Annotated in this window: 11 protein-coding genes; 3 read left to right on the forward strand and 8 right to left on the reverse strand. The window is 56.6% G+C overall.

The genetic code is table 11. The annotated features are described in order from the left end of the window. The first annotated feature begins 39 nt into the window (after positions 1-39). Together yhjD and AAER43_RS21645 are read left to right on the forward strand one after the other, a co-directional pair. Complete coding sequence (gene yhjD, locus AAER43_RS21640; protein ID WP_014885592.1) at positions 40-1,065, forward strand: inner membrane protein YhjD; 1,026 nt, start codon at positions 40-42, stop codon at positions 1,063-1,065. Between the two features lie 261 nt (positions 1,066-1,326). Beyond that, the gene (locus AAER43_RS21645; protein WP_050861820.1) at positions 1,327-2,649 is read left to right on the forward strand and encodes an MFS transporter; all 1,323 of its coding nucleotides are present in this window, start codon (positions 1,327-1,329) and stop codon (positions 2,647-2,649) included. A gap of 94 nt (positions 2,650-2,743) precedes the next feature. Here AAER43_RS21645 and AAER43_RS21650 read toward each other — a convergent pair whose 3' ends face one another. Both AAER43_RS21650 and pdeH read right to left on the reverse strand, forming a co-directional pair. Then, on the reverse strand, positions 2,744-4,786 hold the full coding sequence (locus tag AAER43_RS21650; protein ID WP_050861819.1) for an AsmA family protein: 2,043 nt from the start codon (positions 4,784-4,786) through the stop codon (positions 2,744-2,746). A gap of 65 nt (positions 4,787-4,851) precedes the next feature. Continuing rightward, entirely contained in the window at positions 4,852-5,625 is a 774-nt protein-coding gene (gene pdeH / locus AAER43_RS21655; protein ID WP_045269642.1) for a cyclic-guanylate-specific phosphodiesterase, read from the reverse strand. Between the two features lie 229 nt (positions 5,626-5,854). Here pdeH and AAER43_RS21660 point away from each other — a divergent pair, with 229 nt between their 5' ends. Beyond that, positions 5,855-6,784, forward strand: coding sequence for a sugar kinase (locus tag AAER43_RS21660; RefSeq protein WP_014885596.1), 930 nt, complete (start codon positions 5,855-5,857; stop codon positions 6,782-6,784). A 63-nt stretch (positions 6,785-6,847) separates the two neighbouring features. Here the strand turns inward: AAER43_RS21660 and AAER43_RS21665 are convergent, their stop codons facing one another. The 6 genes from AAER43_RS21665 to bcsB form a co-directional block, all read right to left on the reverse strand. Further along, positions 6,848-8,335, reverse strand: coding sequence for a pitrilysin family protein (locus tag AAER43_RS21665; RefSeq protein WP_014885597.1), 1,488 nt, complete (start codon positions 8,333-8,335; stop codon positions 6,848-6,850). Positions 8,336-8,561: 226 nt separating this feature from the next. Then, positions 8,562-9,848 carry a dicarboxylate/amino acid:cation symporter gene (locus tag AAER43_RS21670; RefSeq protein WP_014885598.1) on the reverse strand — a complete coding sequence of 429 codons (1,287 nt, stop codon included), beginning with the start codon at positions 9,846-9,848 and terminating at the stop codon, positions 8,562-8,564. A gap of 159 nt (positions 9,849-10,007) precedes the next feature. Then, a complete protein-coding gene (hmsP, locus tag AAER43_RS21675; protein WP_023331533.1) occupies positions 10,008-12,014 on the reverse strand; it encodes a biofilm formation regulator HmsP in 2,007 nt (668 codons plus the stop codon). 119 nt (positions 12,015-12,133) lie between these two features. After that, positions 12,134-15,616, reverse strand: coding sequence for a cellulose synthase complex outer membrane protein BcsC (bcsC, locus tag AAER43_RS21680; protein ID WP_050861818.1), 3,483 nt, complete (start codon positions 15,614-15,616; stop codon positions 12,134-12,136). Then, complete coding sequence (gene bcsZ / locus AAER43_RS21685) at positions 15,598-16,704, reverse strand: cellulose synthase complex periplasmic endoglucanase BcsZ (protein WP_050861817.1); 1,107 nt, start codon at positions 16,702-16,704, stop codon at positions 15,598-15,600. Before bcsZ ends, bcsC begins: the two co-directional genes overlap by 19 nt. A gap of 6 nt (positions 16,705-16,710) precedes the next feature. Continuing rightward, entirely contained in the window at positions 16,711-19,131 is a 2,421-nt protein-coding gene (gene bcsB / locus AAER43_RS21690) for a cellulose biosynthesis cyclic di-GMP-binding regulatory protein BcsB (protein WP_050861816.1), read from the reverse strand. Positions 19,132-19,133 lie beyond the last annotated feature (2 nt).

Raw genomic sequence — 19,133 nt, forward strand, 5'->3', positions numbered from 1 at the left:
AATTCAGTAACATCCAGCCTAACGAAAAGGAAAAGACGCGTGACGCCGGAAAATAACCCGCAACGACCCACCCAACATTTAGATTATGATCCCATCAAGAAGATGGAAACCGGGCCAGAAAAGGCTAAAACCCCAGGGGCGGCCAGCAAGACGCTGGGCACCGTCACCAGCCTGGCAGAAAGAATTCAGCAGTTTCCCATGGTTGCGCATTTGATACGTGCGACCGAGCGCTTTAATGACCGCATGGGGAACCAGTTTGGTGCTGCCATCACCTATTTCTCCTTCCTGTCGATGATCCCCATTCTGATGGTGTCGTTTGCAGCGGCCGGTTTTGTGCTCGCGTCGCACCCGACGCTGCTGCAGGATATTTTCAATAAAATCCTGAATAACGTCAGTGACCCGACCCTCGCCACCACGCTAAAAAGCACGATTAATACCGCTGTTCAGCAACGTACGACCGTTGGGATCGTTGGTTTGCTTATCGCCCTTTACTCCGGGGTAAACTGGATGGGCAACCTCCGCGAGGCCATTCGCGCCCAGTCGCGTGAGGTGTGGGAGCGTAAGCCGCAGGATCAGGAGAAAATATGGGTTAAGTATCTCCGCGACTTTGTTTCGCTGATTGGCCTGCTCATTGCGCTCATCGTTACGCTTTCAATTACCTCCGTGGCGGGCTCCGCACAGCAGATGATTATCTCTGCACTCTATCTGGATTACATCGAATGGCTGAAACCGGCCTGGCGCGGCATTGGGCTGGCGATTTCCATTTTCGCCAACTACCTGCTGTTCTTCTGGATTTTCTGGCGTTTGCCCCGTCATCGTCCGCGCAAGAAGGCCCTGCTCCGCGGAACGCTGATTGCGGCGATAGGCTTTGAAGTGATTAAAATCGTGATGACCTACACCCTGCCGTCGCTGGTGAAATCCCCGTCGGGCGCGGCGTTCGGCTCCGTGCTGGGGTTGATGGCCTTCTTCTACTTCTTCGCCCGCCTGACCCTGTTCTGCGCCGCGTGGATTGCCACCGCCGAGTACAAAGGCGACACACGCATGCCGGGAAAAACACACCGCTAACCCCTCTCTCGGGCTGAAATTTCAGCCCGACTCATCATTTCAGCATATAAATCCAGTCCGTAACTTTTATTTAACCAAAAACCAGTTTTATCCACCAATATTTAAAAACTGTGGAGCATTTCATGGAAGCATTTTCGCTGGCCTGAAAATTATCCGCTTTTTGTTGCTTTTATCACCAGAACGCGACTTTGTTACAGATTGAAATGTCGCTTTTGCTGTGCGTAATATGGCCTTTCGTTCGATAAAAAATAAGAAAATATTATGCAAGCAACAGCCACAACACTCGACTCTGGCGCGGAAAACGTCCCGGTCAACTCGCGCAATAAAGTTGTCGTCGCATCGCTGATTGGCACCGCCATTGAGTTCTTCGACTTTTACATTTATGCCACCGCTGCGGTCATCGTCTTCCCGCATATTTTCTTCCCGCAGGGAGACCCGACGGCGGCGACGCTGCAGTCTCTGGCAACCTTTGCTATCGCGTTTGTTGCACGTCCGATTGGCTCTGCGCTGTTTGGACACTTTGGCGACCGTATTGGTCGTAAGGTCACCCTGGTGGCCTCGCTGCTGACGATGGGGATCTCCACCGTGGCGATCGGCCTGCTGCCGACCTACGAAACCATTGGCATTCTGGCGCCGGTCCTGCTGGCGCTGGCGCGTTTTGGTCAGGGTCTGGGGTTGGGCGGTGAATGGGGTGGCGCGGCGCTGCTGGCGACAGAAAATGCCCCGCCGCGTAAACGCGCGCTGTACGGTTCATTCCCGCAGCTTGGCGCGCCGATTGGCTTCTTCTTTGCCAACGGGACCTTCCTGCTGCTTTCCTGGCTGCTGACAGATGAACAGTTCATGAGCTGGGGCTGGCGTATTCCGTTTGTCTTCTCTGCCGTGCTGGTATTGATTGGCCTGTATGTCCGCGTGTCCCTGCATGAGACGCCGGTGTTCGCGAAAGTGGCCGCGGCGAAAAAACAGGTGAAAGTCCCGCTGGGCACGCTGCTGACCAAACACGTCCGCGTCACCGTGTTGGGCACGTTCATCATGTTGGCAACCTATACGCTGTTCTACATCATGACGGTTTACTCCATGACCTACAGTACCGCCGCCGCGCCGGTTGGGCTGGGTCTGCCGCGTAACGAAGTACTGTGGATGTTGATGATGGCGGTCATCGGGTTTGGTGTGATGGTGCCGATTGCCGGCCTGCTGGCGGATAAATTCGGTCGTCGTGCGAGCATGATTACGATCACCACGCTGATCATTCTGTTTGCCCTGTTCGTCTTCCCGCCGCTGCTGGGTTCAGGTAGCCCGGCACTGGTGATGGCCTACCTGCTGATTGGCCTTAGCCTGATGGGGCTGACCTTCGGCCCAATGGGCGCGCTGCTGCCAGAGCTGTTCCCGACGGAAGTGCGTTATACCGGTGCGTCGTTCTCCTACAACGTCTCTTCCATTCTGGGGGCGTCCGTTGCGCCATACATCGCCACCTGGCTGCAGGCAAATTATGGTCTGTTCTACGTGGGCGTTTACCTGGCGGCCATGGCGGCGCTGACGCTGATTGCGCTGCTGCTGACGCATGAGACTAAGCATCAGGCACTGTAAGCTCATGCCGGGTGGCGGCTACGCCTTACCCGGCCTACGATTCAAAATGTTGGCCGGGTAAGCGCAGCGCCACCCGGCAAAAACATCCCGCACCTTACTTCTTCATCTGCGATAAAATTGTCCGACACTGATTCGCCTCACCTTCTGACGGCGAAATCAATGCCAGCAGCGCGGCGGCTGGGGTGACCAGCGTCGCGAGGGCTGCGGCCACCGCACCACGCGCGATCAGCGGCCCGGGCTTCACGCCTGCCTGCGGATTTTTAAAGGTGCCGCGGACATAAAGCGGCGAGCGCAGGGTAATAATACGGATCCCTTTACTTTCCGGGTCGATCGTCAAATCCAGCTGCTCTGAGGCCATGCTGGCGGTACCGGTCACGTTAATCACCGCGTTTTCCGTGTCGAAGGCAAAAATCTGCGGACGCGCCACGCCGTTTACCAGATCCAGATTGGCCGCGGCGCAGTTCACCCGCACCTCGTCATCCCCGAAAATTTGCCCGATGATAAAGTTGCCCACGTTCAGCCCCAGGATCTCCATCAGGTTGCGGCTGACCAGGCCGTCGTTCATCAGCAGTTTCAGGTTACCATTGCCGCTGCCCAGCAGCGCCGCCACGGAATTCCCTACCCCGCGAATGTCCGCGTCACCGTTCATTTCACCGAGGGTTTTCTGCATCAACTCCACGTTTGGCATCAACGCTTTCAGCTTCAGCCTGCGGGCCTGAATTTCGGCGCGCCCCTGCATCGGCTTTTTATCGCCCTCGAGGTGAATGTTCGAGGAAATCGTTCCGCCCGCCATACCAAACTTCAGCGGCTGCAGGCGCAGATCGGCGTTTTTAAGAATGACATGCGTCGAGAGATCGCTCAGCGGTAACGTGCTGCCGTGCTCAATTTTACGCCCTTTGAAGCGTACATCGGCATCCATCACGTCCCATTTGTCAGTTTCGAAGCGATCGTAAGGCAGCACTTTCCCCGCAGGCTGAACGTCCTTTTTGACCTCTTTCGACTTCGTGCCTTTGCCCGAATCCACGCCAATCAACGGGCCCAGATCGGCCAGACGTAGCTGGCGGGACTCCACATCCCCTTCCAGTTTCGGGCGCGGTTTTCCGGTGGTGTAGGTTAGCGAGCCGTGGATATCACTGTCACCGATGCGGCCGTTAAAATCCCGGTAGTCAAAGACAGACGATTTTTCGGTGTCGATTTTGGCAACCAGATGCCCGTCCGTTTCGAACGGCGGCGTATCGGGCAGCAACACACCGGTCAGCTCATACAGTTCCCCCAGCGAATCACCGGCAAATTTCAGCCGCAGATCCACGCCCCCCATGTTCATCGGGTCGTTGACCGTGCCCACGAATGCCACGCGCGTATTCCCTGAACGGAAATCCGCCTGCACCGGGAACGGCGTACCTTCGCTCCTGAGCGCCAGCATGCCGCCCATTTTTCCTTTCCCGCTCAGCGGCTGACCGTTGTAGCGCCCTTTGGCCGTCAGGCCGAACACATAATCTCCCGCTTTGGCGTTATCGCCTTTCGCCTGGTTGCCCGTCACTTCGCTAAACGGTAGCGGTTTACCCAACGGATCGACCAGGATCTCCACATCCGCCTTGCTGACCTTATCGTCGATGGCGATCCGCCCGCGATCGAAAAGAATATTGTCCAGACGGAATGACCATGAAGAGGGCCGGGCATTGGGATCTTTTTCGCCGTCGCTGGCAAGGTTAAACGTCCAGTTGTTGTTCTTTTCAGAAAGGCGGATCAGACGCGCATCGGGCTGCTGGAGTTTAATCCACGGCAGATAGACGGTTTTGGTCAGGAGCGCTAACGGCGCCAGCGTGGCTTCAACGCGTGGCAGATGGACCATGGTGACGTCCGGAATATCCGGCGGGTTGCCGAGAATAATGTCGTCGGCGTGGACGTGCGGCCAGGGGATCCAGCTTCGCCAGCCGGTCTCCTGTTTCTGACGTTCCCATACCACGCCCAAATCGCCGCGGATGGCGAAGGGACGGTTCAGCTCAGCTGAGACTTTCTGGTTGATGGTCGGCTTAAGGCGATTCCAGTCAAACGTCGCAATAATGACGACGATAACCACGATCAACAACAAGAAAATCCCTGTAGTCCAGGAGATAACCCTGGTTGTCTTTGTCATTTTTGTCCCCTTTCCTGATGGCCTGTCCTGTAAAACTATAGTCCAGACAAGGGGAAACGGGCGGATCAGAGGTTAGTTATGACGGTATCGAGGGTATCCATAGGAACCGGACGAGAGAGGAAATAACCCTGTGCGGCAGCAGCGGGTGAGTGTTGCACATCGCGCCACTCTTCCAGCGTTTCCACACCTTCGACAATCACCCCTTTGCAATAGCGGTTCATCAGCTGCAATAACAGCGTAAACAGGTTTCGCCCTTCTGGGGTCTGACGCAGCATAATAAACAGATCGCGGGCCACTTTGATGTAGTCATAACGCACTTCGCTCAGCGCAGAGAAGTTCGCCATGCCCGTACCAAAGTCATCCAGCCACAGCGGGCCAAATTCACACATCGAGGCAAACGAGGAGTCCTGCGGCAGCCGGACGTGCTCCACCAGTTCAAAACGCATCCACGGCAGAGTGGCGATCAGTTCCTGCAACTTTGCATTCTGACGCAGCGCCAGCAGTGTCGGGCCATCCACGTTAACCGAGGCGAGGATATTGTGCCGCTCGAAAAAGGCCTGTTTGGTCGCCAGCATACGAAGCTGCTCTTCCAGCACGTCAAGGCGCTGGCGAACGGCAACTTCGGCAAAATAGCGATCTGGCGCGATACGCTGTAAAGGGTTTGACGGGTGCGTAACAACGGTCAAAATTTCAATGGCCATCAGTCGACCGTCCGTTCGGTAGATCGGCTGATAGGTATACGCACGCTCACATTGCAGCCAGTAGCGATGCTCCTGCAAGTTCTCAATACTTGCCTCAGGCGTAGTGCTCAGCCGCTGGATAACCTGCTCTGACTTCATTTCAGATGTCCTGTTGTTGGATGGCCTTTCTGGACTCGTCACTGGGTTATCGGCGCGACAATTGAGAACTTTATGTTCAATTCACCGGGAAAATGAAATTAAGATGACAGAAATTTGCCGGAACACGTGCTGGCTCAAATTAAATAATGGAACGTCGTTTTAATATAGTTGACCATCTAATTCACTCAGCGCACACTGCTGATAAATTCTTCTGTTCAGGTTCACGACTATGTCCAAAAAAATTGCCGTGATTGGCGAATGCATGATTGAGCTGTCCCAAAAAGGCGCGGAAGTCAGCCGCGGATTTGGTGGCGACACGTTAAACACTTCCGTCTATATCGCCCGTCAGGTTGCGCCAGAAGCACTCTCCGTGGACTATGTTACCGCCCTCGGCACGGACAGCTTCAGCCAGCAGATGCTGGAAGCCTGGCAGAATGAACATGTGGGCACCGCGCTGATCCAGCGTATGGAAAACCGCCTTCCCGGGCTTTACTACATCGAAACCGACAGCACCGGCGAACGCACGTTTTATTACTGGCGTAACGAAGCCGCGGCGAAGTTCTGGCTGGAGAGCGATGCAGCCCCGGCCATTTGTGAAGCACTGGCAAGCTTTGACTATCTCTATCTGAGTGGGATCAGCCTGGCGATCCTCAGTCCAGTCAGCCGCGAAAAGCTGCTGTCGCTGCTGCATAAATGCCGCGCCAACGGCGGTAAGGTGATTTTTGATAACAATTACCGTCCACGCCTGTGGGCCAGCCGTGAAGAGACGCAGCAGGTTTATCAGCAGATGCTGCAGTGCACGGACATTGCGTTCCTGACGCTCGACGATGAAGACGCCCTGTGGGGTGAGAAGCCCGTAGATGACGTGATTGCACGCACGCAGGCGGCGGGCGTAAGCGAAGTCGTCATTAAGCGCGGGGCGGAATCATGTCTGGTCGCGATGGCGGGTGAAGCGGTGGTTGAAGTCCCGGCGGTGAAGCTGGCCAAAGAGAACGTGATTGATACGACAGCGGCAGGGGACTCCTTCAGCGCGGGTTACCTGGCGGTACGTCTGACCGGGGGAACGCCGGAAGCCGCGGCACAGCGCGGACACCTGACGGCCAGCACCGTGATTCAGTATCGCGGGGCGATTATTCCGCGTGAGGCGATGCCTGTTTAACCAAAGTACGGGCTGATGCCCTCACCCTGGCCCTCTCCCACAGGGAGAGGGCATGTCTACGCATTACTGTCCTTGCGGAATATCCGTCGCGTCCGGGTGTAAATCATCCGCTGCGGTCGCCGGCTGCGGCGCGGTAACCATAATAGAATCCCAGGTCTTCTGAAGTTCCTTCATGTCATATTCCGGCTCGCCTTTCGGCTGCATAAGGATCAATGCCATATCCTGCGACAACTGCTGACGTAAATCCTGATTTAACATATCCACGGTCAAACCGTTCAGGAAATCCTGACGAAGCTTCTGGTACTGTTCAGGCGCAATGTCGACAACCTGATTCTGCAGGGAGCGGATGCGCTGGCTGATCAGAATATCCGTATCGGCACGCGCGTAGGTCGCAAACAGCTTCTGCAGCTCCAGTTTTTTCTGGGCCACCAGCGCATTGAACTCCTCTTCAGAGAGGCCCTCTTTACGCACTTTTGCCAGCTCTTTGGCGACCACACCCAGATTCGCATTCAGCTTATCGCCCGGCGATTCAACGTTAATGGCACATTGCGCACGCTGGAAAAGCACGCGACAGTCAAAGCCAAGACCAATATTCTTCACGTTATTCTTACTGAGCGTCTGCTGGACGTGCCAGAACAACGCTTCACGCGCCAGGTCGGCACGCCAGTAGCGCAGCAGCGCGGCGGATTCGCGGATAGGCTGCCAGGCGTTATCCCACATCACGGAGAGTCGGTCCTGACGCACGGTGTCCGTCATAATGCTGACAGGCTCGGCGCGCAGCGGAGAGAGTGTCGGAACCGGGGCAGGCGTTTCACGCTTGCCTTTCAAATCGCCAAACGCTTTGTTGATCTGTTCAACCACCGCGCGGCTATCGACATTGCCAACCACAATCAGCGTCATGGCGTCCGGGGTGTACCATTTCTGGTAGAACGATTTCACCTGTTCGGCATCGACCGGCTGCTTCAGCGGCTCCGCCGGATCGTGACCCAGCAACGTTGAACCTTTCAGACGGTAGCGCCACCAGCCCTCTTTGGTATCCGCAGGCCAGGTCGCCACCATGTCGCTGTTGCTCAGCGCATAGTTAACGGTATCCGGCGTAATCGCCAGGTTGCCTGAGGCATCAGCGAGATAGGTCAGCGCTTCTTTGAGCAGATCGTTACGGTTATTTGGCAGGCTCAGGTTAAACATGGTGTAGTCATAGGAGACCACAGCCGGAGGCAGCGGGCGTTTTGGATCGATGGCCTGTTGCCACAGCGAACGCACCTGAACCGCTTGCAGGCTGCCGCTCTGAGTGAGCGCCAGACGGGGAATAAAATGGCTAAAACCGGTTTGCTGAGTACTTTCCGTAAGGGAGCCGGTATTAACGGACAGACGGATTTCAACACGATCGCTCGGACGTTGCGGGGTGGATAAAACCTGCCACTGGAAACCGTTCGCTAACGTGCCTTGTTGCCAGGCCGGGTCTGGCTGGAGCGCATCTGCCTGCACATAACTGGCTGCTGCCATCATCAGCAAACCGCCGGTTAAGAGTCGAATTTTTGTGCCCTGCATGTGAACCCCTGATCAACATTCCTGGTTAAAAAGAGTGTCTCGCGACGCGCTGCACTCTAAAAGATGACGATGAAAACACGTCGATTAGACCGCGCGTTCGGCAAAACGTCACGGTCCGAAGTGAAATATACCCAAAAAAAATCTTGTCGAATTATGACAGGTATGAAGGGTTATTATGCGCAGGAGCCCGCATCCCGACAAGGGAATGCGGGCATTTGTAACAAGATTAGGAGGTTAAACCAGGAGTTTTGCTATCAGACACGCGATTATTCAGCGTATCGTCGAGTTTTTTGTGATCCAGCTCTTTCACCCATTTCGCGACAACGACCGTCGCCACACCGTTACCTACCAGGTTGGTTAATGCGCGCGCCTCGGACATAAAGCGGTCAATACCGAGAATCAGCGCCAGGCCCGCCACCGGCAGATGCCCCACCGCAGAAATGGTGGCCGCCAGCACGATAAAGCCACTGCCCGTTACGCCTGCCGCGCCTTTCGAGGAGAGCAGGAGCACCACCAACAGGGTGATCTGATGGAAAATATCCATATGGCTGTTGGTCGCCTGAGCGATGAACACCGCCGCCATCGTCAGGTATATCGACGTACCATCAAGGTTGAAGGAGTAGCCCGTCGGGATCACCAGCCCGACCACCGACTTACGGCACCCGAGTTTTTCCATCTTGTCGAGCATACGCGGCAACGCCGATTCTGAAGAAGAGGTCCCCAGCACAATCAGCAGCTCTTCACGAATGTAACGGATAAATTTGAAGATGTTGAAACCTGTCGCACGGGCAATGGAACCCAGCACCACCACCACGAAAAGAATACAGGTGATATAGAAACAGATAATCAGCTGGCCCAGCTGCACCAGCGTACCTACGCCATATTTACCGATGGTGAAGGCCATCGCACCGAAGGCACCGATTGGCGCCAGGCGCATGATCATATTGATGATGCCAAAGATGACCTGTGAGAAGCTCTCAATCACATTAAAGATAAGTTGGCCTTTGCTGCCCAGACGGTGCAGGGCAAAGCCAAACATGACGGCAAACAGCAGTACCTGCAGAATGTTTCCGCTGGCAAATGCGCCAATGACGCTGCCGGGTATCACGTCCAGCAGGAAAGCCACCACGCCCTGATCCTTCGCCTGCTCGGCATAGACCGCGACCGCTTTGGCATCGAGCGTTGAGGGGTCAACGTTCATGCCCGCACCAGGCTGGACCACGTTAACGATAATCAGACCAATAATCAGCGCAAGGGTACTGACCACTTCGAAATAGAGCAGCGCCACAGCACCGGTACGGCCTACCGCTTTCATGCTTTCCATGCCAGCGATGCCCGTGACAACCGTACAGAAGATTACCGGGGCGATGACCATTTTGATGAGCTTCACGAACGCGTCGCCAAGCGGTTTCATTTGCGCGCCCAGCTCAGGGTAGTAATGCCCCAGCAAAATACCGATGGCGATGGCTGTCAGGACCTGGAAATAGAGACTTTTGAAGAGTGAGGTTTTCATAAGGTGTCCTTGGGAAGAAAAACCACAGGTTTTGTAAGGTTATGGTTAACCTGCGGCTCTAAAATAACACCCGTATAACAGGACAGAAATAAACTCAGTTCAAATTTGAAACACAAATGTTAAGAACTTTGAGCTGGCTCGCACAAGCCAGCAACAAAATTACACTTTTGCGTGATTGTCAGCACCGGGAAGGTAGCGTTGTTCAAAGACATCCGCAGGAACAGCAGCGGCAAAAAGGAAGCCCTGACCGCTCTCTACGCCCGCCTCTGCCAGCCAGATGCGCTGCGCGTCGGTTTCAATCCCCTCGGCAATCAGATGCAGATTGAGACTACGCGCCATCTGAATAATGGCCTGCACCATGCTGCTGTCCTCTGGCAGCCCTTCGACAAACGCTTTGTCGATTTTCAGCACATCCACCGGCAGGGTTTTCATATGCTGAAGCTGACGCAGCCCGGCGTAGCCCATACCAAAATCGTCCAGAGCGATGCGAATGCCGGCATTGCGCAGCGGCTTCAGAATGGCAACGGCTTCGTTAGGATCGTCAATGCGTCGGCTCTCCGTCACTTCCAGCGTCAGCGTATCAGGCTTGATCCGGTAGCGATTGATCAGCTCCAGCATTTCGGAAACCATCGTCGGATGCATGAGCTGCAACGCAGACAAATTAACCGACAGCGGCAGCGTCACGCCGCGCTCCTGCCAGGCGGCAAGCTGGCGGCAGGACTCCTCCAGCACCCAATAACCGACGGTGACCATCAGGCCACAGGATTCAATGCGTTCAATCAGCCCCTCCGGCAGCTCCCATGAGCCGTCCGGCTGCTGTACACGGAGCAGCGCCTCGGCGCTTTTTACTTCACCCGTCTGTAGATTCACCTGCGGCTGTAGCCAGAGAGCAAACTGACGGTTATCCAGCGCGGTCAGGATGTCGCTCTCTTCCGTCAGGCGCTGCTGCGCCTTTTCCATCTGTTCCGGGTCGAAGAACTGGATCTGATTTTTGCCTTTGCGCCGGGCGGTAAACGCCGCCGAGAACGCGCGGCGATACAGCTGCTCCGCCGTTAAATCACCGTAGTACATGGCGATACCGATACTGGCGCTTGGACGCAGCTGGATCCCCTGAACAGGCAGTCGCTCATTAATGACAGTGAGCACTTGCTGACCTAATGTGATGGCATGCCACGGCTCTTTCACGCCGTTGGCTATCACCACCAGGTCGTAACCGCTGACCTGCGTCAGCACCATGCGCGGGGCCAGGACAGATTTCACCTTTTCCACCAGCGTCAGCAGCAGCATTTCACGCTGGCTCTCCTTGAGCACGCCCGCCGTATCCTGCAGGGTTTCACAGGCGATCACCATCAGCGCCGTGGTTTGCTGGCGCGCAACCGTCTGCTCCAGCATCGCCATCAGAAACGCCTTATTAGGAAGTTCTGACACCGGGAATCGCGTGGCGCTGTTATTTAACTCATCCTGCTGACGCTGGATGCGCTGCTGGTTGAGGTTATAGCTGCGTACCAGCATCCCGATCTCATCGTCATGATGAAGGCGCGGCAGTTCAAGCTGGTGCCCCAGCTGATCCTGCGGCGCAAGCGCATTCAGCTCGCGGGCGATACGGCGCAACGGATGCACAATCAACCGGTTAATACACCAGGTTAACGCCACGCTGAGAATCAGGGTCATAAGTAAGCAAGTGGTCACTAACGTAACCACCCAACTCATGACGAACTTATACATGCGATACGAGTCTGCCTGCAGGACCAGGTAGGCCAGCGGCTGCGGATTGGCAGGACGTTCCAGCGAATAGAGAGGCAGAGAAATTTGCACCGGCAGTTCAAACAGGCGCATGACCATCATCGGGACGGGGCGTTCCGGGATAAAGCTCATCCGCAGCGCCTGGAACTGGTTGGGCAAGACGACATCCGCGCGGCTCACGATGCCAGCAGGCTGAATGCGTTTTAAAATGGTTTCCGCTTCGGGAATATCCCCTTTCAGGATCGAGGCGGAGAGTGGGCCGCGCACCGAGCGGGCGATACTTTCTAACTGCGAAGCCGTGTTATAGCGATTCTGCTGCACGGAATGAAACAGCAAAATGACGCAGAAAAGCAGGACAAACAGCATCGTGACGGCAGACACCATCGCCATCTGTTTGATCGTTAAGGAACGGCTGACACGCAAAATGACTCTCCACAAAACTCGAAGCGCAGGGCGCGCCAGGGTGTAAACCTGGCGCGCCTGAGTATACCCGATTGCTGTGCTATTAAGAGAGACTTACAAATGGATTAAGGAAAATCCGATTACCAGTCCGCGTAAGGAATGAGCGGCTGCGGCGGTAAGTCCATATCGCCCTGCCAGCCTGCGGCAGAGTAACGCACATAAATCAGCGCATGGCTTGGGGTATAGTCTTTCGCTTCCTGAATATCCACGCCCATGCCCACAAACCAGTTGGACGTGACCCGGCGTTCGATAATCGCCCGTGCGGTATAACCCGTGCCGGAGCTGCTGCTGCCGGTTTCCATCGCCCCCCGGTCAGTATAGCGGCCGGGTTCATCGGTCGGGATCAGACTCTGAATTGGGTAGCGCAGTTCATCTTTGGTTTTGGAGTGTGACCAGGAGACAGAGCCGCCCAGCTCCCAGGACCAATTTTCCGTGCGTTTACGCCAGGTCACCGGCAGTGCGAAGGAGACATACTCCTGCGGGCTGTAATAGCCGCCCTGACCCAGGGTATATCCGCTCAGGTCTTTGTCGTAATGCCAGAGCATATTGGAGACGCCGACCGTCAGGCGCTCGTTGTTTTTATTAATGAGCTTGTAGTAGTAACCCGTCATCCAGCGGACGCGCCAGTTATCTTCCACATTTTTACCCGTCAGCGTTTCTGCGTTCAGGCTTGACCAGACGCCGTTCGCCTCACCTTTGTCATAGCTGATGCTTACGCCCCCCCCGGTCGCACGTACGCCGCCCCAGGTGGTGCCGGTATTGGTATCTTTCTGCCCGGCGAAGGCCAGCAGTGAACTGGAGATTGGCCGACGATGGGCATTGACGGTATAACCGATGGGACCCAGATCGCTGCTGTAGCTCAGGCCGCCCACCACGTCGACGACGTCAAAGCCCATCGGGGTGGTACCAATATCCATCGACCAGGTTTTATTCTGCCAGCCGACGGCGACGCTGGCGCCACTGTCACTCTGATGGGTGTTGCCGCTACACGGCGTTTCGTAGCAGGTCCCCCATTTAGGATCGTAGGTCCCATTATTGTTATCAAATGAACCGGCGTCCATGTTGACCAGATCGCTTCTGAAGAACATGCGCCCGTCAGACAGCGGAGCATCCACCTGCAGCATGGTGGTGTGCGCTTTCAGGTCGGAATAGCCGCCCGTGCCGCTGGAGCCCCAGTAATCGTGCTGCAGCGTGACGTTAACATCCTGCTGACGGTACAAATCACCGGCGTCACTCCGTACGCCGCGCTTCAGCCAGTCATCTTTTTCATCGTTACGCGTCAGACGGGTGAAACTGTCGTTGTCCACCGGACGGGTCGTCGTGATGCCTGATGACACCATCGCGTCTTTATACGTCTCCAGCGCTTGCTGAGGCTGACCGTTCTGCGCCTGGAAGCGCGCGGCATCACGTAACACCAGCGCATTTTCCATTGAGGCAGGCTGCGATTTGGCCTGCGGAATGATGTTGTTGAAGGTCTGCTCTGCGGCGGCGGAATCGCCCAGCCCCGCCTGCGCCATCGCGATCCGGCGCTGCATATTGAGGGATAACGGTTCGCCATTTTGCGCGGCAGGCAGTTTCGCCAGCTCGGCACGCGCAGCGTCCTTGTTACCTTGCGCGCTATAAATCTCGGTCAGACCGAGGATCGCGTCCTCGTTCTGCGGCTCACGCTGCAGGACGGCGTTGTACGTCGTTTTCGCCGATTCCAAATCGCCACGCTGCTGCGCCCAGTCGGCCAGCGTTAAGTCGATACGGGTAGAGGTCGGCTGCTGACGCAGAAGGTTTTCCGCCTCCTGCTCTTTACCGCTGTCGCGCAGGCGGTTGGCGGTTTCCAGCACCTGGTTACTTTGCAGACGGTCGGCCAGTTCCTGAATGTTGCCATTCCACTGGCTACGCGGCAGCGTATCCAGATGCGCCAGCGCGGCCCGATCCTGATTGTTCCCGGAGAGATAGAGCCCGTTGGCATACACCTGATCCGGGTCAGACGGTTTCTGGCTGGCAAGCTGGCGCATCAGGGTGTCCGCCTGGCTGCGCTGGCCCGCGCTGTAGAGATCGCGCGAGAGACGATACGTTATCCAGACGTCGCCTGGCGAGAGCGCCAGACGGCGGCGCTGTATTTCTGCTGCCTGGGCGTATTTCCCCTGATTCTCCAGCTGTTCGGCCTGGGCAGACAGTTGCTCGTTAGTCAGGCTACGTTCAATATCATCAATGCTCCGGCGCTGGCTGGCAGAAAGCGACTGGATAAACTGCGAGGCTTTCTCCGGTGACTGTGCGCGGTAAATATTGGCCAGGCCGCGAACCGCATTGCTGTTACCGCTGTCCATACGCAACGCCTGACGATAATAACGCTCTGCCGCATCGTTATCTTTTCGTGCCGCCGCGGCATCACCCAGGCCCAGCACCGCGTAACTGTCGGTATTGTCGATGTTACGTGCCTGCTGATAGTAACGTTCCGCCTGTGACGGGTTATTCGCCTTGAGCGCCGCATCGCCCTGCTGGATCAGCAGCCAGTAGCGGTTGACCTTCAGCAAACTGTCCCATTTACCCCGGTTATCGCTCTGCGGGTCGAGGGCTATGGCCTTTTCGAACTGCGCCACCGCGCGGGCACGATCGCCTTTCTGGGAATAAGCCTGTCCCAGGGCACCCACCGCTTCACTGTCAGCATGGTTGGCGCTGACGGCTTTTTGCAGCTCCGCAACCGCCTTACTCCCCTGCCCGGCATCCACTGCCGCCAGACCTTCCGCTTTCGCCCGGAAGGCCGGGTCTGCGAGCTGTTTTTGCTGCGCTTCAAGCTGGGCACGCGCCGCCGCGACGCTATCGCCGTCGCTGAAAACGCTCAGGTATTTTTGCAACGCGCTAACGCTGGCGCTGCTGGCAGGCTGGTCTTTGATCTGCTCATACCACATGTCAGACGCCTGGCTGCGGCCGCCGGTCGATTTAGCCATCTCCCGCAGGACCGCAAAGCCCTCATCGCGGCGCCCGCTCTGGAACAGGAGCTGGGAAAGCGTCGTCTGCAGCTGCGTATTACCGGGGCTGCTGCTGTTAATTTTTTTCAGCTGGTTAATGGCCGCATTGCGGCGGGCAGGATCTTTCGCCACCACATTCCAGTATTCCGTCGCCACGTCGCCACCCGGCGGGTTGCCGTCAAAGAGCTTGTCATAGGCGGCAATCGCCTCCTGAGTGTGCCCTGTCGTGGCGAGCAAGCGCGCCTGCTGTAACTGCTGTCGGCCATCCGGGGTGGAAAGCAGCATCGTATTGCGTGAGGACTGATACGCGCTGGAGCCTGGAGCGATCCCTTTCAGGCGATCCAGCTCTTTTTGCGCACCGGCGGTATCGCCCTGGCGCAGCAGGTAACGAAAACGGGCGGCAATAACATCAGGGTTGTTCGGATCAATCAGTTCAAGACGATAGAGCGACTGACGAACCAAATCCTCACGCTGTGTCGACTCGCCCAGCCGAACCTGCTCCAGCAGCTGTTTCTGCTGCGGAGAGTTAACGGCCTGCGCCAGCGGCATCAGTGCCAGCCCAAGCGATAAAGTGAGTAAATTTACTGTGAACTTGCGCATTCCTGGCCCCAATCCGGTATTAAGTCACCTTTAGCGGTGAAGCGAAAACGATGCTGATCCCATCCCTGACCAAAGAGAGTCAGTACATAGCTGTAATAGGCGTTGTTATCGGGAAAATGGTCTGCAACGCGCTGGCGCTGAACCGCCTGAGCATCGTGCTGTTGTAAAAACGGCAGCATGGCGGCAGAGAACCCGACCGGACCATTGCCGGTGCGTTTACCCGTCGCCACGTCCACTTTTTCCGGCGGCACGCCCTGTTTCATTGTTTTTGCCGCCATCGGCTGGAAGCGCGTCAGCAACCGGGCTTTCTGAGGGTCTTTATCACTCATCATGCCCACCCAAAGATAGACACGAATGGCGTCATAGCCCCCTACCAGCGCTTTATCCTGCTTTAACTGCCAGCCTCTGTTTTTCTGATACTGCACCCAGTCCGGCGAGAACCCCTTTGGCGCGCTTTCCAGCAGCAGTCGCAGATTCGTTTCACGAAGCGTGGTCCACGGGGCACCAAAGCGGGTGAAATAGCTTGCTAACTGCGGAGGAAGATAGCTGGGGTTAAAGCGCCAGGCGTTTTCATCAGCAAAACCGACTTTACCCGGAAGCAGCATGGCGCCGAGCCCTGGTACTTTCACCACTTCCTCACCGGCAATGCGTTTCAACAGCGCCTTACCCGTGCGGGTGTAGTCCGGATGTTTCCATAACCGGCCCGCTTCAAGCAGTGACCAGGCGATCCAGACATCGGCATCTGAGGCGGAGTTGGTATCAATCACCGCCCAGTTTTCTTTGTCTTTCTGCCCCCAGAGCCAGGCAGGGAGATGGTCGTTGAGATTGCCGCCGGCAAGGTTATCGCGCGTCCATGTCAGTATTTGCTCAAACGCGCGGCGATCGTTGGCGGCCAGAGCAAAGAACAACGCATAGCTTTGCCCTTCCGACGTCGTAATTTTGCGCGTGTCACTGGGATCAATGACGCGCCCGCCCTCGCTGATGTAATCCTTTTTGAACTGCTCCCAGGCAGGCCAGGTACAGGCGGCGCGAAGAGGAAGCGCCGCCAGCATCAACGCTGCTACTGCACACCAGCGAAAGGCTTTCATCACATCTTACTCATCCGGGTTGAGGCGACGACGGCTGATGATACGCAGCAGACGCCACAGCACCCATGCCAGCAAGACCACGCTGACCGCGGCCAGGATGGCGAGCAGAACCGGATGGTTAGACAGCGCATACCACAGGCGTTCGAACCACGGCAGATGGCCGACGTAGTACACATCACCCACGCGCAGGCTGTTGACGCCAGACTCACGGATCACCGACACAGAGCCAAACATCGCGGCACGTTTACCACTGTCGTTCATCGCCGTATTCAGCAGTTCATAGCCACGCGGGCTGTCCGCCAGAAGCGCCACCACGCTACGCTGATCGTTATAAGGTGACTGGAAGCCCACTACCGCAGCCATCGCCCCCTGAGAGGTGACGGCCGTCTGCGCGCTGGCCTGGCGATCGTTCGCATCCGGCATGATGCTCGGGAAATCGGTCTGGCGCAGCGGGGTGTTAACCCAGGACTCCGTGGCTTTCACCAGCAGATCGATACGCTTATCATCCTTCAGCTTATCCGGAATCGTACCGATGACCATGATGTCAGCGTCTTTGTTCTGGATCTGGCTGCCATCGTCCGTCAACGTGACGTTAATTGCCGGCAATCCCGTCTGGGCCCCAACGGTTGCTATGGTATCAAGCAGGGTTGTCACCTGACCTTCGTTTGGCGCTTTTGGCATCACAACGATGGACTCAGAGAGATCGGCCATGCGGCTGAACGGGAAGCCTGCGTTAGCAAAGGCGCGCAGATCCGGCATCGCCAGGAAGTGATAGTACTTCGAGAAGTCGATGGTCGACTCATCGCCGATGACAACGTGGTTCTGAACCTGCTGGAAGGTGATGCAGTTATCCACCGAACCGCCAGGCATCGGGTTCATGTACTGGAAGTCAAAACGCAGCTGGTTGATTGCCCCAAGCTTCAGTGCCGGAATGGAGACATCCGTTTTACCGTCCAGCAGCCCCTGCAGCACCGGCAGGCGAAGCATCAGTCGGTTAGTGTCCTGGGTACTTTGCAGGCTGAACGATTGCAGGAACTGGTTGTTCAGGCTGATATCCATGCGCGAGCTGTCTTTCGTCGCCGGCGCGGTATAACGGTAGTTAAGATTGATATCGATGCCGTTGGTACGCAGCAGGTACAGATCCGGCGGCAGGTTCAGTGACAGGCTAATTGGCGAGGGTTCAAGCCCGGACGCCTGCAGCTGCTCTTCATAGGTTTTCAGCTCACCAAACGTCACGACACGGTCGGTACGCACCCAGTTTGGCGCATCATAAGGTTTACGCGCCAGCAGCGGCTTGACCTCGTCCACCACGACGCTGTTGCCGCGGAAAAGAACGTTGCCCTGGGCAATCGCTTTTGCCGCCTGGACCAGATCTTTATCGTCACGACCAAAGACCACCAGCAGCTTCACGTACGGGTTATCCGGGTGGCTGACCATCTCAATGGTTGGCGCTTTGACTTCAGGATGATCGCGCAGGAAGGCAGGACGTTTCGCGTTGGTGGCAAATACAATCGCGTTTCTGTCCGGCATTTTGTCATACATCACCGGGAAATTCTGACCGCGCCAGCCGGAACGCGAACCAAACCAGGAAGCCACAATGGTGGCCGCCAGCTGCTCGGTTACGTCCGGGGACGACGCAAACACCATCGGCAGCGTGAGCGGACGGTTATCACGAGGATCGAAGAACGGCACCGGGAAGGCGGAGAGATCGTTCTTCAGCGCCAGGGACTGATAGGTCATCTGCAGCGAGGAGTTACGCCCGATGTCCATCCACAGCGTGTTGCTGGCCGGGTTTTCACAGACATCGCGGTAGTGACCCACAAACTCCAGACGAATGCGGTTAAAGTCGGTAATGAACAGCGGGTTAATCGGCACCTGCGCCTGCGTTTTCTTACCCAGTTGTTCTTTGGTAACCGGCAGTACGTCCATCAGCTCATCGTTCAGGTAAACCTTCAACTGAGACTGGGTCGGCAGCAGGGACGGCGACGGGGTATATTCAAGGTTCAGCACGGCATTCGAGACGACTTCATCGCTGCGCATGCCAAATTCAATGCCGCCATTAGGATTGATGCCGCGCAACACCATGCTGCCCGGCGGCGGCGCGATTTGCGCGAAGGTCAGCTTGACGTCGCGTGACGGGGCATTTTCCGCGACAACGGGCGCATTCGCCCCCCGAACACCCGGCATCACCTGTCCGATAACCGGGTTCTCGGCGGGTAGAGTGTTCCCCTCCGTTGGCTGGTTCGGAATGACATTTTCTGTTTGACCGGGCGCGGCAGTAATAACCGGATCGGTTGCCTGCGCGACCACAGGCACTGTTGGCGCAGGCGTTGCCGCTGCGTTATCAGGCTCTGTGTTAGCCATTGTTGCGGGGAGCGCACTCATCCCCATTGCCACTGCACATAACCAGGAAAGTTTTGTTTTCATCG

The sequence above is a fragment of the Enterobacter sp. FUJ80071 genome (assembly GCF_038739915.1).
Taxonomy (GTDB): Bacteria; Pseudomonadota; Gammaproteobacteria; order Enterobacterales; family Enterobacteriaceae; genus Enterobacter; species Enterobacter kobei.

Bases quoted from the DNA above. Each gene is read 5' to 3' on its own strand.
- AAER43_RS21665 (WP_014885597.1), bottom strand. From the start codon at position 8,335: ATGCAGGGCACAAAAATTCGACTCTTAACCGGCGGTTTGCTGATGATG.
- bcsZ (WP_050861817.1), bottom strand. From the start codon at position 16,704: ATGAAAGCCTTTCGCTGGTGTGCAGTAGCAGCGTTGATGCTGGCGGCG.
- AAER43_RS21670 (WP_014885598.1), bottom strand. From the start codon at position 9,848: ATGAAAACCTCACTCTTCAAAAGTCTCTATTTCCAGGTCCTGACAGCC.
- bcsB (WP_050861816.1), bottom strand. From the start codon at position 19,131: ATGAAAACAAAACTTTCCTGGTTATGTGCAGTGGCAATGGGGATGAGT.
- AAER43_RS21645 (WP_050861820.1), top strand. From the start codon at position 1,327: ATGCAAGCAACAGCCACAACACTCGACTCTGGCGCGGAAAACGTCCCG.
- AAER43_RS21660 (WP_014885596.1), top strand. From the start codon at position 5,855: ATGTCCAAAAAAATTGCCGTGATTGGCGAATGCATGATTGAGCTGTCC.
- AAER43_RS21650 (WP_050861819.1), bottom strand. From the start codon at position 4,786: ATGACAAAGACAACCAGGGTTATCTCCTGGACTACAGGGATTTTCTTG.
- pdeH (WP_045269642.1), bottom strand. From the start codon at position 5,625: ATGAAGTCAGAGCAGGTTATCCAGCGGCTGAGCACTACGCCTGAGGCA.
- bcsC (WP_050861818.1), bottom strand. From the start codon at position 15,616: ATGCGCAAGTTCACAGTAAATTTACTCACTTTATCGCTTGGGCTGGCA.